The following is a 24,654-nucleotide window of genomic DNA, read 5'->3' as shown; positions in this document are numbered from 1 at the left end:
TCGTTTAGGTCGCGTGTGCCGCCCCGGTCGTATCGCTCTCGGTACAAAAACTGTGTTCAGCGAACCGTTTTGAGGGACGCTACCGAACCTCACTTCATGGCGACGGAAGACTCAGCGTCCGAGAAACCGGGGTTCGTCGGCGTCGGTGACGCCGACGAACTCCGCGAAGAGGGCCGAACCGTGGCGCGGGCGGGCGGCCGGGCAATCGCGCTGTTCCACCACGAGGGGGAGTTTCGGGCCGTGGACAACCGGTGTCCGCACATGGGCTTTCCGCTCGCGGACGGCACCGTGGACGACGGCATCCTGACCTGCCACTGGCACCACGCCCGGTTCGAACTCTCCTGCGGCGACACTTTCGACCCGTGGGCCGACGACGTGCAGAGCTTTCCGGTCGAAGTCCGGGACGGCGAGGTGTTCGTGAACCCGTCCCCGGACCCCGACCTGCCGCCGGTCGAACACTGGACGAACCGGCTTCGGACCGGGTTGGAAGAGAGCCTTCGACTCGTCCTCGCCAAGTCGGTCGTCGGACTCGCCGACGAGGGCGTGGCCTACACCGACCCGCTCCGGGAGGGCCTGACCTTCGGCGCGCGCTACCGCGAGGACGGGTGGAGTTCGGGCCTGACTATCCTCTCGGCGATGGCGAACCTCCACGACGAGTTGCGTCCCGACGACCAACGCCGGGCGCTTTACACCGGTCTCTACCGGGTCGCCGAGGACTGTCGGGGCGAACCGCCGCGGTTCGAGCAACCCTCGTTCTCGGTGCGTGACCTCTCGCGCGACCGACTCGAAGACTGGTTCCGCGAGACCGTCGAGGTTCGGGACCGAGACGGTGCCGAGCGGTGCCTCCAGACTGCCATCGCCACGCTCGAACCCGAGGAAGTCGCGGACATCCTCTATCTGGCGGCGACCGACCACCTCTACATGGACGCGGGACACACCTTCGACTTCGTGAACAAGGCGTGCGAGGCGCTGGACCGCGTGGGGTGGGACCACGCCGAGGCGGTTCTGCCGAGCGTGATTCCCCGACTCACCGACGCCACGCGCTCGGAGGAACGCTCCTCGTGGCGACAACCCATCGACGTGGCCCGACTCACCTTCGACGCCGACGACGAACTGCCGGACCTCGCCGAGGCGGGCGCGGGCGAGCCGTGGGACGCGCCCGAGGACTTCACCGACACCCTGCTCGGCGACGACCCCGAGGAAATCGTCACGACGATGAAAGACGCGGTGCGGGACGGCGCGACTCCCGAAGAACTCGCGGGCGAAGTCGCGCAGGCCGCGGGTCGCCGGGTCGCGCACTTCGGCACCTCCAACGAGTTCGACGACTGGAACACGGTCCACCACACCTACACCTACGCCAACGCGGTCCAGCAGGCGGCCCGCCGGACCGACTCGGCGGCCACCGCCGACTCGATGGCCGCGTACCGCGGCGCATTCGCTGGCGCGACCAGCGTCTACCTCGACCGGTTCCTCAACACGCCGCCGACGCCGATTCCCGACGGGACCGAGGTCGAGGCCCCCGACGACCTCCGCGAGGAACTGCTCGGCGTCTTCGACGGGGAGGGCGAGGTCGATAGGGCCGGGAAGTTAGTCGCGGCGTATCTCCGCGAGGGCGGCGACCCGGCCGAACTCAAGCGCGTCCTCGGCGAGGGGCTACTCCGGGAGGACGCCGACTTCCACACGCTCCAGAACGTCGAGGCGGCGTTCGCGCAGTTCGACCTGACCGACGACCCCGAGCGGGCGCGCACGCATCTGGTCGCCACCGCGCGCTACGTGTCCGCGCACTCACCCACGCGACGCTCGGCCGAACAGACGTTCACGATTGCCGAGCGGTTGCATCGCGGCGAGAAGGTCCACGAGGCCGACTAACCCTGTTCGGCCAACTCCGCCCGCCGCTCTTTACGCTCTTCCAGTGCCCGCTCGCGCTTCTCTTTCTGCTCCGCCGTCGGGCACCGCAGGTCCGGCACGCTCGCGGCCTCCTCGTCGTCGTCCAGCGCGACGAACGTGAAAAACGAGGTGGCGGTCTCGCGGCGCGCCTCGTCGTCGCTCGGTCGCTCGGCGTACACGTCCACCTTCGCCTCCATGCTGGTCTCGCCCGTCTCGAAGACGTAGGCCTCCGTGACCACCACGTCGCCGAGGTCGATTGGTGCGAGGAAGTCAACGTGGTCCATCGACGCCGTGACGACCTGCCGCCGGGAGAACCGCCGCGCGGCGATTGCGCCGCAGATGTCCATCCAGTGGAGGACCGACCCGCCGAGCGCGCGCCCGAGGTTGTTGGTGTCGTCGGGCATCAGAATCTCGGTCGTCTCGGTGTGTGACTCCGCCAGCGTCGCGGTCCGGCGTGCCGACTGGTGTTGCATGCTCGTCTCTCCCTCCGGCGTCCCGACGGATAAAACTACTCGATTTGCACTAATTCAAACGAACTTTCCTAGCGTTCGGGTTGTTTCGCGTCGCCCGGACGACCGACTCGCTCTTCGCGCCGACGACCCTCGTGCGCCGAAGGTTTCCTCGTTCACCCCCAACGTTTATTTTCAGCTATTATTTAAGCATAAATATATGAAAGAAAACGAGGCTGACGGCGACGTAACCCGAAGCGAGGCGTTGGAGTCGGTCGCGGACTCCCCGGAAACCACCCGAGACACCGGTTTCTCGACGGTTGCACAACACGCCCGCGGCGAGTCGAACCGCGGTTCGACTCGCCGGTCGGTCCTCAAGAAGTCCGGCGTCGGTGCCTTCGCGCTCGGAACCCTCACGGAGAAACTCGGCTTCTCGTCGTTCGACGCGCCGACCCGAATCGTCGCCACTCGGTCGGGACTCGACTCCGCGCCGGAAGTCACGAAGAAAGTCCCGCGGAAGTGGCTCGAACACCAGCGAGCGGTCAGGCGCGTGACCGACCGACTCCGGGCGGCATGGGAGAACGCTCCCTTCGTCGGGTCGGTGGCGTACGCCCCGACCGACCGGATGGAGGGCGGCGTCTACTACTGTCAACCGGAGATTTCGGTCCGCCCCGACGCGACGGCGGCGCAGGTCGCTTCGCTCCCCGAATCGGTCGCAAACGCGGGAGTGGAAGTGCCGAACGAACTCCGCGTCTCCGACATCGCCGTCAGGCGGATGAACGGCGAGTTCGCGCTCGCGGACGTGGACTGCTACGACGAGGTGACGGACTCGCCGTTCCCCGGCGGACTCAAGATTAAGACCGCGACTTCGGGATTCTACCAGATGGGGACCGCGGGGTTCATGGTCTACGACGACACGGCCGAGTACCTCTACACCGCCAACCACGTACTGATGGACGACTGCGACTGCTGTGTCGCCGATTCGCGCGCTTACGCCGACGACGATACCGACCTCGGTTACGTCGCCGACGGGCACAAGAACCACGACTGGTGCGTCGTGGAGCGAACCGACGGCGGGTACGGCAACACCGTCCAGTACGAGGAAGACGAAATCGAACTCCACGGGTGGGTGACCGAGAACGGCATCGACTCGCTACAGGGGGTCACCGACGCCATCCGCCAGCAGGGAGTCATCTCGGGCTACCAGACCGGCACGCTCAAAGGCGACTTCGCGTCGTTCGCCGACTTCAACTGCGTGAGCATGCTCGGCAACGCGGTCAAACTCGGCTTCCCCGACTACGCCCGCGAGGGCGACTCCGGCGGCCCGTACTGGTGGCCCAACGCCGACGGCAACTGGGCGATTACCGTCCACACAGGTTTCGAGGTGGGCGACGGCACCTACAGCGGATGCGGACACAGCGGCAAGAAGGGCAACCCCGCGTACGGCTATCCGGTCTGGCGCGTGTTCAACAACACGAACTACGCCATCAGCTAACCGTTCGCGCTCTCGGATTTCTTCCCGCGCTCGGGACTCCGAATCGGCAGTGCCGATTCGGAGTCCCGAGCGTACGCGGTCGGTTGCGCGGGAGCACCCGCCAAGAAACAATTACAATTACTAAAGAACTGAAAAAGTTGCTTTAAGACTGTATTTGTTGTCTCTGAGCGCCGGACGGACGCGCGTTCGGTAGTCGTCACAGGTCGCGTTGGGCGTTCGACGCGGAACGAGTGTCCGTGCTGTGTATTCGGCGACGACTACGACGACACCTACTATCTAAAATCGAAACCGCGTTTTCTTTTATCTCTTAATTCTATTCCGTTCTAAGACCTTGCTTCTGAAGGGACAAACCGCTTCAGTGTGGGTCCCGTACTATACAGTAAGGAGGAGAATATGGCGCGAACTACGCACCTCGACATTCGAGGCATGAGTTGCGCCAACTGCTCGGGGACCGTCGAAGACGCCCTGAGTGAGTTGGATGGAATAATCGAAGCGAACGTCAACTTCGCCACCGACGAGGGGTCCGTCGAGTACGACTCGGGTGAGGTAACGCTGGCCGAGATTTACGGGACCATCGAGGACGCGGGCTACGAACCCGTCTCCGAAGAGGTGTCCATCGGCATCTCGGACATGACCTGCTCGAACTGCGCGGAGACCAACGAGGACGCCCTCGAAGCCCTGCCCGGCGTCGTCTCCGCGAAGGTCAACTACGCCACCGACGAGGGCGTGGTGCGCTACAACCCCAACGACATGGACCTCGGTTCGCTCTACGAGGCCATCGAGGGCGCGGGCTACACCCCCGTCCGCGAAGACGAGGGGGACGAGGGCGCGAGCGCAGGCGAGTCCAGCGCCGACCGGCGAGACGCCGCGCGACAGGCCGAGATTCGCCGCCAGCGTAACCTGACGATTCTGGGCGCGGTCCTCTCGACCCCGCTCATCTTCTTCATGCTCGAACACCTCCTGTTCGACGAGTTACTCGGTGACACCCTCTTGGGCCTACCCCTCGGGTGGGTCATGTTCGGACTGGCGACTCCCGTCCAGTACTTCCTCGGCAAGGAGTTCTACGAGAACTCCTACAAGGCGCTCGTCAAGAACCGGACCGCGAACATGGACGTGCTAATCGCGCTGGGGTCCTCGACCGCGTACTTCTACAGCGTGGCGGTCCTGTTCGGGTTCACCGGGAGTCTCTACTTCGACACCGCCGCGCTCATCCTCGTGTTCATCACGCTGGGTAACTATCTGGAAGCCCGGTCGAAAGGCCAAGCCAGCGAAGCACTCCGGAAACTGCTGGAGATGGAGGCCGACACCGCCACCGTGGTCAGGGACGGCGACGAGGAAGAGATTCCCGTCGAGGACGTGGCAGTCGGCGACCTGATGGTCGTCCGCCCCGGCGAGAAGATTCCGACCGACGGCGTGGTTCGGGACGGCGAGAGCGCCGTGGACGAGTCGATGGTCACGGGCGAGTCTGTCCCAGTCGAAAAGTCGGCGGGCGACGAGGTAGTTGGCGCGACGGTCAACGAGAACGGCGTCCTCAAGGTCGAAGCCACCAAGGTCGGGTCCGAAACCGCCCTCCAGCAAATCGTCCAGATGGTCAAGGAGGCCCAGAGCCGCCAACCCGAGATTCAGCAGGTCGCCGACCGCATCTCGGCGTACTTCGTGCCCGCGGTCATCGCCAACGCGCTGATTTGGGGGACGCTCTGGTTCCTCTTCCCCGAGGCGCTGGCCGGGTTCGTCCAGTCGCTCCCGCTGTGGGGACTGGTCGCTAGCGGCCCCGCCGTCGCGGGCGGCACCGTCTCGGTGTTCGAGTTCGCGGTCGTCGTGTTCGCCTCCGCGGTCCTCATCGCCTGCCCCTGCGCGCTCGGACTCGCCACGCCCGCGGCGACGATGGTCGGCACCTCCATCGGCGCGCAGAACGGCGTCCTGTTCAAGGGCGGCGACGTGCTGGAACGAGTCCGCGACGTTGACACCGTGGTCTTCGACAAGACCGGCACCCTGACCGAGGGCGAGATGCGCCTGACCGACGTGGTTGCGCTCGGCCCGCGAGCGGACGGCGGAAGCGACGCCGAACCCGCCACCGACGGCGGGGCAGTCGAAGCGCCGACCGAGACCGACCCCGACGAGAACTTCGTTCTCTCGGCCGCGGCGAGCGCCGAGAAGGGGAGCGAACACCCCCTCGCGCAGGCCATCGTCGAGGGCGCGCGCGAGCGCGGTCTCGAAGTCGAAGACCCCGAGAGCTTCGAGAACGTCCCCGGCCACGGCGTCCGAGCGACGACGAGCCACGGCGAGGTGTTGGTCGGCAACCGAAAGCTGATGGAGGACAACGGCGTGGACGCCTCGCGCGCCGAGGAACCGATGGAGCGCCTCGAACGCGAGGGCAAGACGGCGATGCTCGTGGCTGTGGACGGTCAACTCGTGGGCGTCGTCGCCGACGCCGACACCGTGAAACAGAGCGCGAAAGAGGCCGTCTCCGGACTTCACCAGACCGACCGCGAGGTCATGATGATTACCGGCGACAACGAGCGCACCGCCCGCGCAGTCGCCGAGGAAGTCGGCATCGACCCCGACAACGTTCGGGCCGAGGTCCTGCCCGAGGACAAGGCCGACGCCGTGGAGTCCATCCAGAGCGAGGGCCGCGAGGCGATGATGGTCGGCGACGGCGTGAACGACGCGCCCGCGCTGGCCGCGGCCTACGTCGGCGCGGCAATCGGGTCGGGGACCGACGTAGCTATCGAGGCGGCCGACGTGACGCTGATGCGCGACGACCCGGCGGACGTGCTGAAGGCCATCCGGGTCTCGGAGGGGACGCTGGCGAAAATCAAGCAGAACCTCTTCTGGGCGCTGGGCTACAACACCGCGATGATTCCGCTGGCCAGCCTCGGTCTGCTCCAACCCGTGTTGGCGGCCGGGGCGATGGCGTTCTCCAGCGTGAGCGTCCTCACCAACAGTTTGCTGTTCCGGCGGTACACGCCCGACCACGACTACGAACTGCTCGGGTTCCTGCGGTAGTGCGACCGGCGGACCCTCGCTTTTGACGCTCAGTAGTCGTTGGGGTCTATCCACCTCCCGTCGAGATACACCGACGCGGGACCCGTGAGACTCACGTCGAGGAGTCGCCCGGTGAACCCGAAGATGTCCTCGCCACGGACCGGGCCGACGTGTCCCGAAGCGGACCCGCCGCCCGCTTCGTCGCCGCTGTCCCGTTGCCAGATGGAGCCACTGACTCGGATTCGGTAGCGCGCGACCCCGCCGCCCTCGCTGACTATCCGAATCGTGTGTCGTCCGCCGCCACCGCCGCCACCGCCGCCACCGCCGCCACCGCCACCGCCACCGCCGCCGCCGATGAGACGGCAGGCGTCCCACGGTTGGGCGTCTATCCAGACTTCGGCGTGTTCACACCCACCTGCGCCCGGACCTTGGTCGGCGATGTCGAACGAGGTAATCCGGCCGGTGAAACCGTAACTGTCGTAGCCGCCCTGCGTGATGCCTTGGACCCTACCGCCGTCTACGTAGTCCTCGGGGTCGCTCGTCACCATATGGTGGCCGACGCTCGGCCCGCCGAAGTGACGACTTCGCTTCCACGCGCTCCCGGTCACGGAGAACTGGTAGGCGAGTCGGTGCTGTTTCGGACTGTGCAGGGTGATGACGTGCTGGCCCTGCGCTCCGGCGGCGGTTCCGCTCAGGCCGCCCAGTAGCCCGACCCCCGCGATTCGTTTCAGTACGCTTCGCCGATTTGTGCCGTGTTTTCGGTCGCTCATATCTCCCCCTTCGATACCACGCTCCCCGCCGCGCCGTCCCGAAGCCCAGTCGCGACATCCGTGTCGTGTGGTACCGATTATTGATGTTCGCCGGACGAGTATTTCACGTCACCTGCTGATTCGGCGGTCGGCGCGTGAACTCTCGGTAAAAAACGTGTCGGTGGGGTCTCGGGTCAGTACTCCATCGCTCGCTTGACGCCCTCGTAGGCCAGTCCGCCCTCCAAGAGCAGTGCGAGCGCGACGGCGGCGGCGCTGGCCGCCGTGACGTGGAACCAGTCGAACGAGCGGACGGCCCACGCGACCATCAGCGTCGTGAGCAGGACGTACAGCATCGTGGGTATCAATGCCGCCTCGTCCATACCTTCACCGCCGGACGGATTGCGACGACTGGAGTAAAAAAGTGGTCCTCCCGGCCGACCCGGAGAGAAATATTGACTACGAATCGGGTCGAACGTGGCCGCATGGTCCTCCCACTTCACGCAGACGGCGGCGTCCTTGACCCCGGCGCGATTCTCGTCGGTGCGGTGGTCGGGTTCGGTATCTGGCACGCTATTCGATGGCTCTCGGCGCGCGACGGCACTCGCGGACGAGACGGTCTGTAGCCCGCGCTTTCGGGTTTCCGTCCGGCGTCGGGGACTCCGTTGCCCTCGCTCCGGCGCGGTGCCTCGTCGCGTACGGGCGTGTACCGGGCGCGTTCGCTCTCCGGCGCGTGCGGGCGCGACCGCGCAAGCGGGTCGCGCCCACCGCGCGAGGTCGTCCGGAGCGACGCGACGGACGTGAGTGCAGGCTCGTCGGAACTCGCTTCCGACGGTGGACGGGTAGCGCAACGAGCGAAGCGAGTGAGGCTTGCGAGACGCGTCGCGTCTCGCTGACTTGCGACCGCAGGCAACGCAGTCGGTTGGGGTGTGTGGCGGTTGCGGTGCTGCGCGGTGCGGTCTGATTGGCTCACGCCTGCCGCTAGCTCTGTCGTTCGAGCTTCCGCTCCCCGTAACTAGCTCTCTCGTTCGCGTCTGGCCGCCGTCCCGAACCCGAAATACCCAACCGTTCGCGCGAACCACCCACGAACATGCGAACCAGCCTCAACGTTCCCGACGAGGTACTCGCCGCGTTCGACGAGACGTGGCAGGCCGAGGGTCTCGACTCGCGTTCCCGAGCAATCCGCGAGGCCATGCGCGAGTACGTCGAGTCCCACGCCGAACTCGAAGCCGCGGAGGGCGAGGTGATGGCCGTCCTCGCCTTCGACTACGAACACGACGACGTGATTCACGACCTCCATTCGGTCCAACACGAGTTCGGCGAGGTCATCACCGCGACCAGTCACGTCCACCGCGGCGAGTGGTGCATGGAGACGGCCTTCTGCGAGGGTCCGGCCGAGGAGGTCCGCCAGTTGGTGTACCGACTGCGGGACTTCGACGCCGTGGCCCGCGTGAAGGTGATGGTCCTCGGCGCGGACCGCCCCTGAATCGGGTTCGGGGTTTCGACCGTCCCCGTCTGCTCGCTACGAACCGTGACAACGACAACACCTGTCGGAGCCACCGTGAGGAACGCCCGGAAAGCCCCCATCCACAGTGGTCCGTGTGGCTGAGCGTCCGGTGGTCCGTCTCGCCGAGCGCGTCCGGTGGCTCGGTCGGCCACCTCGAACCTTCTTTTGGACGTATATAAAATTACTTGAAGACGAATTTCATTTCTAAAAGAAACGTACCTCGTTACCGGTCGCGAATGGCCTGCCACGCCTCTTCGACCGAGGGCGGGGCGGGGTCCTCGGGGTCGGACTCGGACGCTCGGGTTCGATTCCGTCGGTCGTCGTCGCTCCCGCCGCGGCCGAAACTCGGCAGGCCGACGCTTCCGACACTGGAGAAGATGCCCGCTCCGGCACCGAGACCGGCGAGTGCGCGCGGGACCGCGGCGGCGGTCGCGGCGAGTCCCTGCGCGCTGATTCGGAGGGCGCTCGCGGTTCCGCGCCCGGCGGCGGCGAGGACGGTGGACGCGCTCCGGCCGACCTCGCTGGTCAGACTCGCGGCGTCGTCGAGCAGTCGGGGACCGACGCCGACGCCAGCGGGCTGGCTCCCGAAACCGCTGGCGGGTCTGCCCGTCGAAGTCGATACTCACCCGCCGACCGACGAGCGAGTCGCCAGACTCCGGGACATCGCGGCGGCAGGTCGAGAGGGGTATCGGTAGCTAGTAGCGTTCGCTGGTCCCTCGGAAGTCACCCGGTGGTCGTCCCGCGAGGCGCTAGTTGTTCGGGTCCTGTTGGCCGAGTAGTCCGGTCGCCATCAGTCGCCGCGTGATGACGACGAGTCCGTTCTCGAACCCGCGGCCGAAAATAGCCCGTTCGGTCTGGGACTGCTCGTCCATCGAACTCAGGAGAATCGTACTTTGGTCCACTAACAGCATCCGTCCGATGGCAACCTCGTCGTCGTCGGTGGCGTGAAGCCAATCGAGTTCCGAGACGAACACCTTCGCGTCGGGGACGGTGCTCCGGAGTTCGTCGCACAACTCCGGTATCGCCGTCCCGATGAGGATGTCGATGCCCCTCTCGCTGGCGTTTTCGAGTTTCTCGACCAACTCGTCGGTGACGACGGAGGCCGAACTGACGACGAGGACGATTTCGCTCTCGGCGTCCTCGACGAGTTGGAGGGTCCGACTCGTGATGCCCTCGGTTCCCGACAACGACCACACCTCGTGTGTCACCTTGCTGTCGGTCCCGTTCGCGGGTTCGATGTCGTCTAAGGTCTCTCGAAGTTCGTCCACGCGGGATTCGTACTGCCGACGGAGGGTCTCGGTGGCCTCGTCGAGGGGAACTGCCCGGTACTGGCGGGGGTTCGTGTGCTGGATTTCGACCAGTCCCTGCGCTTCCAGCACCCGAATCGCGTCGTAGACGCGCGTCCGAGGAACGTCCGCGATTTCACTTATCTCTTTAGCAGTCGCCGTCGCTTTTCGCGTCAGGGCGACGAAACACCTCGCCTCGTACTCTTTCAGGCCGAGTTGCTGGAGCAATCCAGCGGCCTGTTCTTGATTGTCGGTATCGACCATGGTGTCCCAACCACCACCGGGCGAACCCGGAGATACGGATAGTTGGTCGGCCTCTCCTTTAGTCATTGTCGTACCGCGACGGTCTCCCGGCGTCGAAACGCGGTCGGTCGCCGGTGGCCGACGGAACGGTCCGCGGTAACGTGTTGGAGAACGTAGTTCACTCACTTAATCACACAAAGTACATACCGCCGGGTATCAAAACTAAAGGTGGCACGCATTCAGGAGTGTCCCAACCACTCGCCGACTGTGTGCCAGTTTCCCTGCCACACCGTGGCAGGGTTCGACGGCGCAGAACCGGTTCTGTCGTTGTGAATAACTGGGTGACTTCCGCTCGCTTACTGCTCAGTCCGTCTTTCCTCGATGTAACGAATCGGTCTCACTCGGCGCGCCGAAAGTGAGACTTCGGAACAACGGCGGACTCATCCGTCTCCCGCCCAAATTCATTGGCAGAACATCACATGATTCGAGGAACGACACGATGAACGACGACCCGAACCGAATCGACCGCGTTTTGCAACTGCTTACGAGCAAGGAGCGGCGGCGGATAATCGAGTATTTCCACCACGTCGAGAGCGATACGGCGACGGTAGAGGTACTGAGTGCGCATCTCGGTCGGTTACGAGTCGAGGCGGGCGGAACGGAGGCGGAATCGACGGACGGGTACCAGAACGAACTCCACCACGTCCACCTCCCGAAGATGCAAGACTACGGCATCGTGGAGTACGACCCTCGGTCGGGTCACGTCCGGTATCGGTCGGACGACCAAGCAGAGGCGATTACGGAGTTCCTCACGGAACTCTGACCGACGGCCATGGACGTGCTACTCGCTACGGCGACCCTGAAGCGGCGTCCGGTCAGTATCACTTCGAGGACGAGGCCAGTCTGTGCGGGGTCGTCGACCCGGACATTTTCCATAATCATAACAATGTCTATAGGGGTGATTTAGACACGTGAAACAAACGTAATTCTTTCTCCGCTCCGGGGCGAACGCGCCGGGCGGACTCCACCGGCGACTTCACCGAGAAGAGCGCCGACAGAATATCCGAACCGAATTATCGCCCGCGCTCGTCCGGGTCGCGCTTGAACAGAATCCACGCGAACACGAACGGCGAGAGCAGGCCGAGCAGGATACTGCCACCGATGGCGTACTCGTCTGTCGAGAGCTTGATTTCCCCTTCGCCGTGCCCGGATTCGCCGCCGGACGCGCTACCGACTTCGGCGTCGCCGACCACGAGCGCACCCTTCATGCCCATCGCCTTGTGGGGCGTGCAGGCGTACTTGACGACGCCGCTTTCCTCGGGCGTGTACTCGAAGGTGTGACCCTCCTCGCTGACTAACTCGCTCTCGAAGTCGCCGTTCTCGGCGACGACGTTGTGCGTACTCCCCTTGCCGGTCCACTCCCAGACGACCTTCGTGCCGGGGTCCACCCGGACCGCCGCCGGGCCGAACGCGAAGTTGCCGGTGTTACCCTTCGTACCGACCTCGATTGTCACTTCGGACTTGCCGGTTTCGTCCACCACGCCGTCGTAGTTCGTGGTGTTCTCGAACCACGCCGCGAGGTCAGTCTTCGCGGTGGCGGGACCGGAGAGACCGGACGCTGCTGCCGTCATCGTGGCGGCACCTTTCATTACGTCTCGTCGCGTGCATCGTCGCGTCATAGTTTAGCCTTCGTATCCGGCATATTTCATGAGTTGCTTGAAGATGTCGGTATCCATCGCCGACTCGTAGACGACGCCCGACAGCATCCCGCCGGGGTACGTCCGACCGTTCATGACGTGGTTGACCTTGTGGCAGTGCATCAGGTAGATTCCGGGGTCGGCGTCGGCTTCGAATTCGAGGGTGTGGCGCTCGGCGGGCGCGAGGTTAGTCACGTCCTCCTCGTGGCGGGCCGCTTTCGGGATGGTACCGCCGTCCTTCTCGACTTTCTGGAAGCGGTGGTTGTGGACGTGCATCGGGTGGGACATGTAGCCAGCGTTGACCATGTGGACCCGAATCGTCTCGCCCTGTTTGACGATGATGGGCGACCCGTCTTCGGGGTGGAGCGTGCGGGGCGCGGACTTGCCGTTGATGGTGAACACGTCGGGGTTGCGCTGGCGCGGGTTGTAGTTGCCGCCCTCACCGGCCATCATCCTCGGGAGCGTCGAGTCCCAGTCTTTCAGGGTCATGAAGTACTCCCGGTCGGCGGGTTCGTAGCCCTTCGGGTCCACCCGGAAGATGCCGTACATCCCCATCTCCATGTGGCGCGGGGTCTGGTAGTGGCAGTGATAGAGGTGGGTACCGGGGACGTTCGCCGGGATGGTGTAGGTGTGCTTCTCGCCGGGTTCGACCGTGATGCCGGTGGTCGTCGGCACGCCGTCGTTCTCCCACGTCTTGCGCGCGCCGTGGAAGTGGAGGGTGTGGGGGCGCTTGCCGTCGGTGTTGTCCAGCGTCACCTCCATGTCCTCGCCCTCCGTCGTCCGGAGGATGGGACCGGGGACGCTCGGGTCTCGGTCGTCGGCTTGGAACGCCCACACCTGCGGGAGTTCGACCGGCCCGCCCATCGTGTCGAGGGGGTGGACCGCGTGCGTGGCGGGCGTGGATTTGAGAGTGACGCTACCGCCCTGTTCGTTGACGTTCACGATTTCCGGGGGACTCGTCGAGGGAAGGGAAGTCTGGGTGTTCATGGCTTGCTGTTGGGTCGCTCGCTCGTCTCGGCCGCTTGGGGCCGTGCATCCTGCGGCGGCGGCCAGACCGCCAGCGCCAGTCGCCTTCAGGAAGTCGCGTCGGGACGGACCGTCTCCGGGGGCACCAATCTGGCTCATTGTTACACTTCCAGCTTCGAAGGACTACTTAAAGAGCGCCGACGGTGATTCTCACTGGGTGAGACGGCCGACGAACGTGTTCGGTGTGAGTCGCGTTCGCGTCCCTCGCTGTCGCGTCGGGACTCCCGGTCGCTGAAGTCGAACGAATTATGTACGGTCTTTCAGAAACTCCGACTAGATGGTTCGAGACCCGGCGGGCGTGGAGGACGCCCCCGACCTACAGGCCCTCCTCGACGCCTTGGACGACCCCGACTGCCGGGCCATCGTCAAGGAACTGGAAGAACCGATGACGGCGAGCGAAATCTCGGACGCGGCCGACATCCCGCTCTCGACGGTCTATCGGAAACTCGACATGCTGAGCGAGGCGTCCCTGCTCTCGGAGTTGACCGAGGTGCGAAGCGACGGCCACCACACCACCCGCTACGACCTCAACTTCGACGAGGTGTCGCTCTCGGTGACGGAGGACCAAGAACTCGACGTGACGGTCTCTCGGCCCTCCCGGACCGCGGAGGAACGACTCGCGGACATGTGGTCGGAGGTGCGCAAGGAGACGTGAACCTGACCAGCGTCACCTCGCTGGTGGTCGCGCTCAAGGTCGTCACGCTCACCCTCGGGGCGTTTCTGGCGGGCATCGCCGACCAAGTGCTGGGCGTGAACCGAACCGCCGTCATCACCTACTCGGTGTACGTGGAGTAGTCGTTCCGTCCTCATCCGGCACTCGACTCGCGGACGAACAGATAGACCACGAGAATGATAAACGCGATGCTTATCGCTCCAGTCAGGAGACCAACCCCTCGATACTCCATCCCGCTGAGGAACCAGAGGACTCCGAGCGTAGCGACGTACACCGCCGCGACCAAGTAGACGACGGTGCGCCAGTATCCCGTAAAGAAGAACAGGACGCCGACGGCGAACAGTCCGCCGACGACGAGAAACCTCGGCTCGTCGGCGGTGAAACCGAGATAGAGGTGGATTCCGGTGAGAACGATTGCCAGCAGTGCCGCGGCCCAGTCGTACACCGTCTCGTGCTTCCCGTGTGTCGCACCCCCGAGGCTCATAGTCGTGTTACAGTAGCCGTTCTAAAATGTTTCCCGCCGGTTCACTCCATCGGATTTTCTGCCACCGAAATACCATATTCTATTTAACTATTGTCCGCCAAACACGCGAGAGAGGCACTCGTTTTACCAAACGCACTATACAGCATTATAAATAATTAACTACATATGCCATAGCGTGGTCCTTCTATTTGCATGTCCGAGAAATCCAACATGTCTCGTCGGTCGTTCCTCAAGGCGACCGGTGGGGCGGCATCGGCTGTCGCAATTACGGGTACTGCGGCCGGTCAAGACGGCACGACGCAACAGGACGGGGGCGGAGGCGGCACGCTGAACCTCATCAACTCCACGATGAGTACGCTGGACCCCGTGAAGGCGACCGACACCGCGTCGGGGACGGTCATCCAGCAGATATTCGACGCGCTGATGAACTATCCCGACGGGGAAATCGAGGTCCAGAACCTCCTCGCCGAGAGCTTCGAGACTTCCGACGACTTCACGACCTACACGTTCAACCTCAAACAGGGCGCGCCGTATCACGGCGACTTCGGCGAGGTCACGGCACAGGACTTCGTGTACTCGTGGGAACGTCTCGCGACCTCCGAGAACTCCCGACGGGCGTACTTCGTTCTCGACTCCATCGGCATCCAACACGAGACCGACGACGAGGGGAACTATCAACCGGGGACGCTGGCGGTCGAGGCGGTAGACGACTACACGCTCCGGATGACGCTGGAAGAACCGTTCCACGCCACGCTCCCGATGCTGGCGTACACGTCGTTCGCGGCGCTTCCGGAGGGCATCGTCGGCGACATTCAGGGGTACGACGGCGAGATTCCCTACCAGCAGTTCTCGACCTCGAACCCTATCGGGGCCGGACCGTTCCAGTTCGAGCGCTGGCAGTCCAACGACGCCGCCGAGGTGTCGCGGTTCGCCGACTACCACGGGCAGACCGCGCAGGTGGACGCGGTTAACTGGCGCATCATCGAGGACGACAACGCTCGGTACACCTACGCGATGAACCGGAACGCCGACGTGTTCCCGATTCCGACGCCGTTCTACGACCCGAACAAGGTCAGCATCGAGAACACCGACGACCTCGGGCGACGGTCGGGGACCTACGGCCCGGTTCGGAACGGCGCGACGTTGAACTACCTCGCGGTGGCGACCATCAACTCGTTCTACATCGGGTTCAACACGAATCAGGTCGAGAAACCCGCGCGGCAGGCCGCGGCCTACGCGATGAACCAACAGCAGGTCATCGAACAAATCTTCAAAGGGCGGGGACAGGCCTCCTACCACTTCACGCCGCCGAACATCTACCCCGGCGGCCCGGACGCCTACAACCAGCACGCCGAGCAGAACTACCCCTACGGGTACAACGCGACTCAAATCGACCAAGCCCGACAGGTGATGGAGGAGGCTGGCTACGGTCCGAACAACCAGTACCAGTTCACCTTCACCATCTACTCGGGGTCGGACACGTGGCAACAGACGGCCCAACTCCTGCGCGACCAGTTGGCCAGCGCCCACATCCAGATGAACGTCGAGAGTGCGCCGTTCTCGACTCTGCTCCAACGCGGACGCGAAGGCAACCTACAGGCGTACTCGTTGGGGTGGATTATGGACTGGCCCGCGCCGGACAACTTCCTGCAACTGCTGAACCCGCCCCAGACCGACACCTCCCAAGACGCGCCAATCTCGTACGTCAACTGGTCGGGCACCGAGGCGGCCCAGCAAGCGACCAGCGCCTACGAGCAGATTCAGGACAACCCCGCGCCGACCGACGAGGCGGAGGCGGCGCGAAACGAGTCGTACGTCACAATCGAGGAAGCCAACTGGCAGGACGTGGTGTTCCTGCCCGTCTACCACCGGACCGACGAGCGGTTCTGGTACGACAACGTGAGCATCGAGAAGTTCGGCGGAGCGGGCACTAGCCGACAGATGTACGACACGACCGAGCTGGAATAAACTGCCGCGACGTTCCTTTCTTTCGGCAGTAGCGGGGTTTCAACTCAGGTCGAGGCAGTGAGGGGAGGGGTTCTCCCCGGTTACGACAATGGTATGGCCGGTGTCAGATGCACACAGCGGCTGGTCTTCGACCAGCGTCCGGAGTGTCGCACTCGATTCCCTTTATCTCACCTACTGACGAATTCACTCAGACTGAAAATAAAATTATAAAAATCTATCGGAGGTTTATGTGTCGGCGTGCGCGTAGTTTCTTGTGAGGGTGGTGATTACGTTGGGGTATGCGCTCCGGTCCTGCCGACCTCCAGAAGTGCCTTCGAAGTCGAAGCCACTTCTTGCGTCGTCTGCATAGTCCCCGACAGAAGTGCGAGTTGGCCCGCGAACTCGAAGAGTCCCGTTCGACTATCGACCGGGCGCTCCGCGAACTCGAACGCGTCGGGTTCGTAGCGCGCGACGATTCGGGCTACCGGACGACGCTCGCTGGCGAACTCGCCCTCGAAGAGTACGACCGGCACACCGACCGCGTTCACGGACTCGCCGAACTGCAGGACGCGCTAACGGCGATGCCGACCGACGCGCCCCTCGACGCGGCGCTGTTCGAAGACGCGGACGTGTCGCTCCCGACCCAGCACTCGCCCCATCGACCGGTCGAAGCACTCGAACCGGTCCTCGCCGACGCCGACCACGTTCGCGCCTTCGGGACGACGGTCATCCCGGCGTACGTCGATATGTACTACGAGCAAATCGTGGACGAGGAGATGACCGCCGAGGTAATCTTCTCGACGGACGTGCTGGAGTGGTTGCTCTCGCGCCACGAAGAAGTGGTGAAGACGATAGCCGAAACCGAGGGCGTCGTCCTCTCGGAGACGGACGACGACTACTCGTTCAACCTGCTCGTCGCCGAACACGGACCGGAGTACGGCGGCGCGTGCCACGAGCGACCCGACTGCTCGGTGGGCGTGATGCTCTACGACGAGGGGACGATACTCGGGTTCGTCCACAACGACACCTGCCAAGCGGTCGCGTGGGGCGAGACGCTCTTCGACCGACTCGCCGACGGCGCGGACCGCCTCGGGACCGCTTTCGAAACCTGACGCTCCGGAGCGCCCGCCGACCCGACGCCGCGACGGAAACTCCCCGGTGCGAGAGGAACCAACCACAAACGAAAATCGAAACGAAAGGAGAGTCCGGGACGACGGGGCGTGCCGCGACCAGTCTACAGCGGCGTCCACTTGGTCGTGATGTCTTGCTGTGGGACGTGCCAGCGTTGCTGTGTGTCGTGGCCGTACTCCGACGGGTCCACCGCTCGAAGTTCGATGACCGCCTCCACGTGCGCGCGTAGCGCCTGCACGCGGTCGGACTCGTACGCGTCCGGGAGAACGAAGTGGGCCATCCCGTCGTAGCTGCGGACGTGCCGACCCACGGCGTCGAGACACCGCGCTACCGCCTCGCCGTGGTACCGTTCCAACAGCGGAACGAGCGAGTCGATACCGACCCGGAGGTCGGCCGGGGAGAGCGCAGTGGCCGACTCCGCCGCCCCGTCGATGGCGTCCACGAGGCCCGTCCGAAACTCCTCCAGTTCGGGGTCGGAGACGCGAACCTCTCGGATGCCGTCGAGTTTCGGCCGGGTCGTCGGTTCGGACGCGGCCGTAATCGACCGCGACGCGTGGGCGTGGTTGACCAGTCGGGTCGTCTCGGCCAGCGGACGCGGCGCGACGTTCCGGTCCGGAAGTCTCTCGGCGACACTCTCGGACGTGGCGTCGGTGACGGCGAGGACCCGATGGCGAACCGTCTCGGGGTCGCCCAGCAACTGTCCGCTCGCGCGGGTGAACAGTTCTCGCGGGGCGTCGCCGACGACCAGCACCGCACACCCAGTCGCCTTCAGTTGGTTCAAGATTCCGAGGAACGCGTTGAAGTCGTCGTCTGGCGGCGGCCCGCCGTCCGGTTGCCGAGTGTTCTGTCCCGTCGTCATTGGTATGGTATATCAGTATTTCCATCTATTCCGTTATAAAATTACTCTCTCGACATACGTCGATTTAAGTGATACTTATAGTTATTTTGCATTTCTTCCGTCGGTCCACGAACCTCTTTTCGTCGGGTCGCGTCCGCTTGCGGACGCAACCCCCGACGGGCCGTCCGGAGTCATCGAACCTCCCCCGATACAGTCGTCCCCGCGCAATTTTCCTTCTTTGCTTTGACTAGCTATACTAGTCTAAAGGACAGATGTAGTATACTGAGATATTTCTAGACCGTTCCGTCTCGGTCGGGACGAGCGTCCCGCCGGGCTAGTCCGCCAGTGCGGACCGACCGGTCCCCGCTGACGGCGCTCCGGGCGTCGGAAATCGGGGTCTCGGAAGCGTTCGCGGGCGGCGTGCGACCATTCTGCATTATTTTACCCTTAGAAATATATAGAAAAATAGATAATAACAGGAGGCATAGATTAATTTGCAATGGCAAAGAAGTCAGAAGTTAGAGATTGGCTCGCGGAGAATCCGAAACTGATGGGCGCTCTGTGTACGTTGCTCCTCCTCCTCGCGGAGACGGGCACCGTCGTCGCAACTCACACCACCGGTAAGGGAGGCCCGTAGTTCACCGTCGCTCTGTCCACTCGTCGCTCCAGACGAGTTCGCCGTCCATGATGAACGGAGCGTAGTCGTTCTCGAACGTCTCGGTGAGCGAAGCGCGGCTAATTTCGACTCCCTCGGACTCTCCGAGCGCGACGTAGTGTTTCTCGATAGAGGGCAAGTGAGGACGGATAGTCGAACCGACACCGAAGTCCCGCTTCACGTACGAACTCGGCGTAATCGACAGTCGGTTCGAGCCTCCGGCGCTTGATTGGGACAGCGAGAACAACGTCGGTAAGTTGCTCTTACACTGGGCGAACGCGATACCGGGGTCGCCGACGACCACGTAGTCTCTCCCCAGCGACGTGTGTTCTCGCACGAGTCTCATCGCGTGGCCGACGCTGAACCCGTAATGTAAGAGTCGCGCCAGCGTCTCGCCGACTTCCACCGCGCCTTCGTTCCACAGGTCGCCGAGGCTGACGACCGCCGCTCGCGCGCCGGTCTCCACGAGTTCGACGCCTTGGTCGTGGGAGCGACAGCCGTTCAGGAGGACGATTTTGGCGTTCGCCTCGTCGAGCGTCTCGGCGTCCAAGACGCCGTCGGAACACTCGAACCCCGGACCGTCGATGTGGCCGATGAAGTGGAACATCGCGCTCTCCTCGGCGAGTAACGCCCGGAGTTCGTCGGTCGTCACGTCGAACTCACACGAGAGGTTCACCCGCAGGTCGTCGCGGTCACGGTAGATTTCGGTGGTCGCGTCGAGTTCCTCGCGCATCGCGTCGTCGTTGCAGACGACCCGAATCTCGACTATTCCGTCGTCGGACGACGCGGCGTCGCGTCCGAACGCGTCCCGGAGCAACTTCGTCCCCTGCACCGGCGTTCGGTCGCCTATCCACGCCTGTTCGAGGGCGTCGGTCTCCGGAAGCGGCATGTACCCGCCGACGCCGGGCACGCCGCGAGCGGCGTGTCGCGCCGGTTCGTCCGCGGTTTCGCGTTCGCAATCGGTGTCTTCCAGTCCGGAATTCCGGCCGGGCGAACGCCGGAGTCCGGGCGACCGGACGAACTCCTCCAGCGCATCGCCGGTCTGCTGTTGAGTCTCGGTCGGCGACCACTCCTCGTCGCTCGCGTCCTTCACCGCGATCAGCGACAGGTCGTTGACCACGTACGGCAGGAGTTCGACCGCCTCGGGACCGGGGTCGCCCTCGATGTGTGTGACGCGGTGCCACGGCGAGTCGATGGCGGCGATAGCTTCCGCGGACACCGCGAGGTAGGCCGCGAGTCGGTCGGCCGGAGACGCCCCGTAGAGCGACTCGAAGTCGAGGTCGGTCTCGGTCTCCAACACGTCGCGTTCGTGCAGGTCGTCGGGATAGAGTCCCTCGGTTCTGGTCACGCAGTCGAGCAGGAAGACGCGCTTGAGGACCGCTTCGACCGACTCGCCGACCGCCGCCACGTCGTCGCCGAGGCGTCGGTCCACGCCGGACTCGGCCGCGAGGTGCGCCGTCTCGCCCGGCACCACCTCCGCGCCGAGGTAGTAGGCAAGCGGTGCGACGGTGTAGACGTATCCGTACTCGGGCGGCACCGCAATCGTGATTCCGGTGTCGGGCGCGTTGAGTTCGTCCGGAATCACCAGTTCGTCGCCGCGTTCGACCTCCGGCGGATGACCCCGCAGGGTGGGCCACGACCGCTCGGGCGAGGTGGTCTTGAGCGCCGAGGCGAACGCCGTCACCGCCTCCATCGTCGCCACGGGGTCGTCGGGCACCGTGATTGTGGCCGCTGGCGCACTGTGGTACGACCGCGCGCCGACTTCGACCGCTCGCTCTCCGTCGAACGCGATTTCGATGCCGTCGTCGGTGGCGTCGATGGTCAAGGGTCCGGTCGTCCGGAGGTACGTCTTTATCGGCGAGTGGAGTTCCAGCAGGTACTCCCCGCCCGAGAACTCGCGGGTCGTCGGCAGGTCGATGGAGGCGAGGTGGTCGCCTTCGGGCGTCCGCACGTCTATCGGAACCATGTAGGAGAGCGAAATCCGGGTCGCTCGAATCCGGCAGGCCGTGGCGACCGGAAACGCGAACCGGTCGGGTTCGACTTCCGAGGGGTCCACGGGCGAATCCGTGCCGACCGTGAAGTGACGCGTCTCGATGGGGTCGATAACGCCGAGGCCGGTCGGGTCGGACGACGCCGTGAACTTCGGTTGCGTAGCCATGACTCTACGGTCTCGCTAACTCCACCCGAAAGTCTCAGCCATCCGGTAAAAATCCTCGGGCACGCGTCACGTTTCGTCGCTATCTCGGATTTCGGAGTCCACGCGCTCTTCCCGCCCGTGCTAATTATTACCATCTTACCGATTTATTTATTTACCCATCCCTTCATGCCCCTTATATGGAACGCGCACTCGCAGTCGTGGACGCCGAGGAGTCTACCAAAGCCCTCGTCCGCGAGGCGGGCGAACTCGCCGCCGCGGTAGACGCCGAACTCGTGTTGCTCCACGTCACGACCAACGACGAGTACGAGGAGATGCGACAGACGATGGAGGAGATTCCCAACAGTGCGGTCGGCTACTCGGCCCAGAAAGCCCGTGACGGTGCCGAGGAGTTCGCGGCGGACATCGGCCGGGAGGTGCTGGAGGGCATCGACGTGTCGTGGGAGGCGGTCGGCGAACTCGGCGACGAACAGACCGAAATCCTCGAAGCGGCCGCGGGCCGCGACTGCGACCACCTCTTCATCGCTGGCGAGAAACGCTCGCCGACCGGAAAGGCGCTGTTCGGCGACCTCACCCAGTCCATCATCCTCAACTTCGCCGGACCGGTGACGGTCGTGACGGAGTAGGCGGACCCCCCTACAGTCGTTCCGCGCGGACGGGCGCGGCGCACGAGTGCGCCGCGCCCTCGCTCGCCGGGCAACGACTTTCCCCCCGGCGGTCCAACGATTCGGCATGAGCCTCTACCAACAGGTCGCGGACCTCCCGCTGACCGTCGAGTCCGTCGCCTACGAGCGCCGAGAGCGCGAGACTTCCAAGTTCACCCGCGCGACGACCGTGGTCTCCCTGTCGGGCGAGGGCGAACTCGGAAAGGGCGAGGACGTGACTTACGAAGCGGACCTGCATCCGATTCCGGACCGGTTCGACCTCGCGGGCGAGTACACCGTCGAGTCGTTTTCGGCGGCGCTGGCCGACCGCAATCTCTTTCCCGACGCGGGCGAGGTAGACGACCACTTCCGCCACTATCGGCGCTGGGCGTTCGAGAGCGCCGCGCTGGACCTCGCGCTCCGGCAGGCCGACACCCACCTCGGCGCGGTACTGGACCGCGAGTACAGTCCCGTCCGGTTCGTCGCTAGTCCCGTCCTCGGCGACCCACCGAGCGCGGACCCGATTCGGCGGTGGCGCGAGCGAAATCCGGAGTTGGAGTTCAAACTCGACGCCGACGACGACTGGACCACCGACCTCGTGGCGGACCTCTCGGACGCTGGCGTGCGCGTGGTGGACTTCAAAGCCCACTACGAGGACGCCGATGTCGCGGGGAGCGCCGACCCCGACCTCTACCGCCGCGTCGTCGAGGCGTTCCCCGACGCGATTCTGGAGGACCCGGCGTGGACCGACGAGACCGAACCGGCGCTCGACGCGGCCCGAAGTCGCGTCTCGTGGGACTACCCGATAACCGGCGTCGAGAGCGTCCGCGACCTGCCTTTCGACCCGAACTGGCTGAACATCAAGCCCTCGCGGTTCGGGTCGGTCGAGTCCGTGTTCGAGACCGTCGCGCTCTGCGAGGAACGGGGAATTCGAATGTACGGCGGCGGCCAGTTCGAACTCGACGCGGGACGCAGGCACCTCCACCTGCTGGCGTCGCTGTTCTACCCGGACGCGCCGAACGACGTTGCTCCCTCGGCGTACAACGACCCCGACCCGCCCGCCGACCTCCCCACGAGTCCGCTCGCCGTCGGCGACGTGCGCGGGTTCCGGTAGCTACGCCGTCGAAATCTCGAAGCGCGCGCCGCCGTCGGTCCCCTCGCAGACGCAGACGGTCCAGCCGTGAGCGTCCACGATGCTACTCACGATAGAGAGACCGAGACCCGACCCGTCGTCGGCGGTGGTGTGGCCGTGTTCGAAGACCTTCTCGCGTTCGTCTTCCGGGATTCCCGGCCCGTCGTCTTCGACGTAGAAGCCGTCTTTGCCGCCGTGTTTCGCCGCCGGTGTGTCGTCGCCGTCCTCGTACGCGGTGACGCCGCCGTTGAGGGGTCCGACGCGGACAGTCACGTCGTCGCCGCCGTGTTCGACCGCGTTGCGAAACAGGTTCTCGAACAGTTCCTGCAAGCGGCCGTCGTCGGCCTCGATTTCGTGGAGTTCGTCCACCACGTCGAGGGTCGCCCCGCCCGTCGAGACGGTGGACCACGCCTGCCTGACGATGGTTTCGAGACCTACCTGCTCGGTCTCGCTCACGTCTTGGCCCTGTCGCGCGAGTTTGAGCAGGTCCTCGATGAGCGACTCCATCCGCCCGAGTGCCGACCCGGTTTTCTCGAAGTGACGGTCTTCTCCGGTCTCGCTGGCGAGTTCGAGGTGGCCCTGCGCGACGTTGAGCGGGTTGCGCAGGTCGTGGCTGACGACGCTGGCGAACTCCTTGAGACGCTCGTTCTGGCGTTCGACCTTCTGTTTGCGCTGTCTGCGCTCGGTCACGTCGCGGGCCGACCCGAGGTGGCCGAGTTCGCCGTTGTACGAGATAATCTGGACGCTGAGTTCGACGTAGCGGATGTCACCGTCTTTCGTCCGGACCCGCAACTCGTAGTGGGGCGTATCGTCGTCTTCGAGTTCGTCGCTCTCGATAATCTGTTTGACCCGCTCGCGGTCCGCCTCGTGTGCGAGGTCCTCCGCCGACATCTCGAGGAGTTCCTCGCGGCTGTACCCCGTCAGTTCCGCGACCCGGTCGTTGACGAACTGAAACCCCTCCTCGCTGTGGATGAAGATAGCGTCGTGGCTCCCCTCCACGAGCGTCCGGTACTTCTCCTCGCTCTCGCGGAGCGCGGACTGGGAGTCGATTCGGGAGATGACCTCCGTGACGTGAGACATCAACAGTTCCGCGAGTTCGAGGTCGTCCTCGTCGAAAGCGTGGGCTTCCCGAGACCCGGCCTGAAACACCCCGTAGTCGCTCAGCGGGACGCTGAGGATGGACCGGTACTGCTCTTGGACGGGTTCGGCCTCGTCCATCGTGCGCACGTCCGGAATCAGAAACGACTCGCCGTTCTGGAACGTCCGCCCGGCGAGTCCCTTGTCGGCTTCGAGGGCGTCGTATCCGCCGTTGGGCATCTCGGTCGAGGTCGCTTTCGGGACGAGGTAGCCGTTCTCCTCCACGTCGATGCCACAGATGTCGAACTCCAGAATGCCTTCTGCGGCGTCCACGCCGAGTTGGTAGACCTCCTCCTTGCTGTGGCAGGCCTCCATCTCGGAGGCGACCTCGTGTAGCTCTTCTATCTTCCGTTTCTCTTCGCGTAACTGTTCGCTCATGCTCGTGTTCGGTTCTGTTTCGGACGCCTGCGCCGTCCGCGCGCGTCGGGCGTCCCCGGTTCGGCGGGCCAGTCGGCGGTTCGAGACGGGACCGTCTTCGGTTCGTCTGCTTGCTCGTCGATTGGAGCAGAAATATGTTTCCCCACGATGCTGTCCGAA

The 24,654-nt window shown here is 64.5% G+C and carries 25 protein-coding genes; 14 read left to right on the top strand and 11 right to left on the bottom strand.

Annotation, left to right across the window (positions count from 1 at the left end; translation table 11 throughout):
- Positions 1-96: 96 nt before the first annotated feature.
- Positions 97-1,869, top strand: a complete 1,773-nt coding sequence (locus P2T60_RS17970) for a Rieske (2Fe-2S) protein (RefSeq protein WP_276282494.1) — start codon at positions 97-99, stop codon at positions 1,867-1,869.
- Here the strand turns inward: P2T60_RS17970 and P2T60_RS17965 are convergent.
- Positions 1,866-2,360: an acyl-CoA thioesterase gene (locus tag P2T60_RS17965; RefSeq protein WP_276282493.1), complete on the bottom strand. Its 495-nt coding sequence runs from the start codon at positions 2,358-2,360 to the stop codon at positions 1,866-1,868. The genes P2T60_RS17970 and P2T60_RS17965 overlap by 4 nt on opposite strands.
- Positions 2,361-2,556: 196 nt before the next feature.
- Here P2T60_RS17965 and P2T60_RS17960 point away from each other — a divergent pair, with 196 nt between their 5' ends.
- Both P2T60_RS17960 and P2T60_RS17955 read left to right on the top strand, forming a co-directional pair.
- Positions 2,557-3,831: a hypothetical protein gene (locus P2T60_RS17960; protein WP_276282492.1), complete on the top strand. Its 1,275-nt coding sequence runs from the start codon at positions 2,557-2,559 to the stop codon at positions 3,829-3,831.
- A gap of 393 nt (positions 3,832-4,224) precedes the next feature.
- Positions 4,225-6,837, top strand: coding sequence for a heavy metal translocating P-type ATPase (locus tag P2T60_RS17955; RefSeq protein ID WP_276282491.1), 2,613 nt, complete (start codon positions 4,225-4,227; stop codon positions 6,835-6,837).
- A gap of 29 nt (positions 6,838-6,866) precedes the next feature.
- On the opposite strand, the gene P2T60_RS17950 is transcribed toward P2T60_RS17955, so the two are convergent.
- Complete coding sequence (locus tag P2T60_RS17950) at positions 6,867-7,586, bottom strand: hypothetical protein (RefSeq protein WP_276282490.1); 720 nt, start codon at positions 7,584-7,586, stop codon at positions 6,867-6,869.
- 173 nt (positions 7,587-7,759) lie between these two features.
- Positions 7,760-7,945, bottom strand: coding sequence for a hypothetical protein (locus tag P2T60_RS17945; RefSeq protein WP_276282489.1), 186 nt, complete (start codon positions 7,943-7,945; stop codon positions 7,760-7,762).
- 102 nt (positions 7,946-8,047) lie between these two features.
- Between P2T60_RS17945 and P2T60_RS17940 the strand changes: the two genes are divergently transcribed.
- The 3 genes from P2T60_RS17940 to P2T60_RS17930 all read left to right on the top strand — a co-directional run bounded on the left by P2T60_RS17940 (position 8,048) and on the right by P2T60_RS17930 (position 9,764).
- Positions 8,048-8,188, top strand: a complete 141-nt coding sequence (locus tag P2T60_RS17940; protein ID WP_276282488.1) for a hypothetical protein — start codon at positions 8,048-8,050, stop codon at positions 8,186-8,188.
- Between the two features lie 464 nt (positions 8,189-8,652).
- On the top strand, positions 8,653-9,048 hold the full coding sequence (locus P2T60_RS17935) for a CopG family ribbon-helix-helix protein (RefSeq protein ID WP_276282487.1): 396 nt from the start codon (positions 8,653-8,655) through the stop codon (positions 9,046-9,048).
- Positions 9,049-9,305: 257 nt separating this feature from the next.
- Positions 9,306-9,764 (top strand): M48 family metallopeptidase, encoded by a 459-nt coding sequence (locus tag P2T60_RS17930; RefSeq protein ID WP_276282486.1) that lies wholly within the window; start codon positions 9,306-9,308, stop codon positions 9,762-9,764.
- Positions 9,765-9,818: 54 nt separating this feature from the next.
- Here the strand turns inward: P2T60_RS17930 and P2T60_RS17925 are convergent, their stop codons facing one another.
- Positions 9,819-10,619, bottom strand: a complete 801-nt coding sequence (locus P2T60_RS17925) for a TrmB family transcriptional regulator (protein WP_276282485.1) — start codon at positions 10,617-10,619, stop codon at positions 9,819-9,821.
- Positions 10,620-11,097: 478 nt separating this feature from the next.
- Here P2T60_RS17925 and P2T60_RS17920 point away from each other — a divergent pair, with 478 nt between their 5' ends.
- Positions 11,098-11,421 (top strand): DUF7344 domain-containing protein, encoded by a 324-nt coding sequence (locus tag P2T60_RS17920; RefSeq protein ID WP_276282484.1) that lies wholly within the window; start codon positions 11,098-11,100, stop codon positions 11,419-11,421.
- Between the two features lie 250 nt (positions 11,422-11,671).
- Here P2T60_RS17920 and P2T60_RS17915 read toward each other — a convergent pair whose 3' ends face one another.
- Together P2T60_RS17915 and P2T60_RS17910 are read right to left on the bottom strand one after the other, a co-directional pair.
- The gene (locus tag P2T60_RS17915) at positions 11,672-12,247 is read right to left on the bottom strand and encodes a halocyanin domain-containing protein (protein WP_276282483.1); all 576 of its coding nucleotides are present in this window, start codon (positions 12,245-12,247) and stop codon (positions 11,672-11,674) included.
- A gap of 33 nt (positions 12,248-12,280) precedes the next feature.
- Positions 12,281-13,420, bottom strand: a complete 1,140-nt coding sequence (locus tag P2T60_RS17910) for a multicopper oxidase domain-containing protein (RefSeq protein WP_276282482.1) — start codon at positions 13,418-13,420, stop codon at positions 12,281-12,283.
- A 178-nt stretch (positions 13,421-13,598) separates the two neighbouring features.
- Here P2T60_RS17910 and P2T60_RS17905 point away from each other — a divergent pair, with 178 nt between their 5' ends.
- Together P2T60_RS17905 and P2T60_RS17900 are read left to right on the top strand one after the other, a co-directional pair.
- Entirely contained in the window at positions 13,599-13,976 is a 378-nt protein-coding gene (locus P2T60_RS17905) for an ArsR/SmtB family transcription factor (protein ID WP_276282481.1), read from the top strand.
- Positions 13,973-14,116: a hypothetical protein gene (locus P2T60_RS17900; protein WP_276282480.1), complete on the top strand. Its 144-nt coding sequence runs from the start codon at positions 13,973-13,975 to the stop codon at positions 14,114-14,116. The genes P2T60_RS17905 and P2T60_RS17900 overlap by 4 nt, the downstream gene beginning before the upstream one ends.
- A gap of 11 nt (positions 14,117-14,127) precedes the next feature.
- On the opposite strand, the gene P2T60_RS17895 is transcribed toward P2T60_RS17900, so the two are convergent.
- Positions 14,128-14,478: a hypothetical protein gene (locus P2T60_RS17895; protein WP_276282479.1), complete on the bottom strand. Its 351-nt coding sequence runs from the start codon at positions 14,476-14,478 to the stop codon at positions 14,128-14,130.
- A gap of 192 nt (positions 14,479-14,670) precedes the next feature.
- Here P2T60_RS17895 and P2T60_RS17890 point away from each other — a divergent pair, with 192 nt between their 5' ends.
- On the top strand, positions 14,671-16,446 hold the full coding sequence (locus P2T60_RS17890) for an ABC transporter substrate-binding protein (protein WP_276282478.1): 1,776 nt from the start codon (positions 14,671-14,673) through the stop codon (positions 16,444-16,446).
- A gap of 278 nt (positions 16,447-16,724) precedes the next feature.
- Positions 16,725-17,537: a helix-turn-helix transcriptional regulator gene (locus P2T60_RS17885; protein WP_276282477.1), complete on the top strand. Its 813-nt coding sequence runs from the start codon at positions 16,725-16,727 to the stop codon at positions 17,535-17,537.
- A 122-nt stretch (positions 17,538-17,659) separates the two neighbouring features.
- Here P2T60_RS17885 and P2T60_RS17880 read toward each other — a convergent pair whose 3' ends face one another.
- Both P2T60_RS17880 and P2T60_RS17875 read right to left on the bottom strand, forming a co-directional pair.
- On the bottom strand, positions 17,660-18,415 hold the full coding sequence (locus P2T60_RS17880; RefSeq protein WP_276282476.1) for a DUF7504 family protein: 756 nt from the start codon (positions 18,413-18,415) through the stop codon (positions 17,660-17,662).
- A 272-nt stretch (positions 18,416-18,687) separates the two neighbouring features.
- A complete protein-coding gene (locus P2T60_RS17875) occupies positions 18,688-18,831 on the bottom strand; it encodes a hypothetical protein (protein ID WP_276282475.1) in 144 nt (47 codons plus the stop codon).
- 62 nt (positions 18,832-18,893) lie between these two features.
- On the opposite strand from P2T60_RS17875, the gene P2T60_RS17870 reads away from it, so the two are divergent.
- On the top strand, positions 18,894-19,031 hold the full coding sequence (locus tag P2T60_RS17870; RefSeq protein ID WP_276282474.1) for a DUF7503 family protein: 138 nt from the start codon (positions 18,894-18,896) through the stop codon (positions 19,029-19,031).
- Between the two features lies 1 nt (position 19,032).
- Here the strand turns inward: P2T60_RS17870 and P2T60_RS17865 are convergent, their stop codons facing one another.
- Positions 19,033-21,207, bottom strand: a complete 2,175-nt coding sequence (locus P2T60_RS17865) for a CHAT domain-containing protein (protein WP_276282473.1) — start codon at positions 21,205-21,207, stop codon at positions 19,033-19,035.
- Between the two features lie 176 nt (positions 21,208-21,383).
- On the opposite strand from P2T60_RS17865, the gene P2T60_RS17860 reads away from it, so the two are divergent.
- Both P2T60_RS17860 and P2T60_RS17855 read left to right on the top strand, forming a co-directional pair.
- Positions 21,384-21,830 (top strand): universal stress protein, encoded by a 447-nt coding sequence (locus tag P2T60_RS17860; RefSeq protein WP_276282472.1) that lies wholly within the window; start codon positions 21,384-21,386, stop codon positions 21,828-21,830.
- Positions 21,831-21,936: 106 nt separating this feature from the next.
- The gene (locus P2T60_RS17855) at positions 21,937-22,962 is read left to right on the top strand and encodes an enolase-like domain-containing protein (RefSeq protein ID WP_276282471.1); all 1,026 of its coding nucleotides are present in this window, start codon (positions 21,937-21,939) and stop codon (positions 22,960-22,962) included.
- Here the strand turns inward: P2T60_RS17855 and P2T60_RS17850 are convergent, their stop codons facing one another.
- Complete coding sequence (locus tag P2T60_RS17850; RefSeq protein ID WP_276282470.1) at positions 22,963-24,495, bottom strand: PAS domain S-box protein; 1,533 nt, start codon at positions 24,493-24,495, stop codon at positions 22,963-22,965.
- Positions 24,496-24,654 lie beyond the last annotated feature (159 nt).

It is taken from the genome of Halorussus caseinilyticus (assembly GCF_029338395.1).
GTDB lineage: Archaea > Halobacteriota > Halobacteria > Halobacteriales > Haladaptataceae > Halorussus > Halorussus caseinilyticus.
This window is presented reverse-complemented; position numbering and strand designations above follow the sequence as displayed.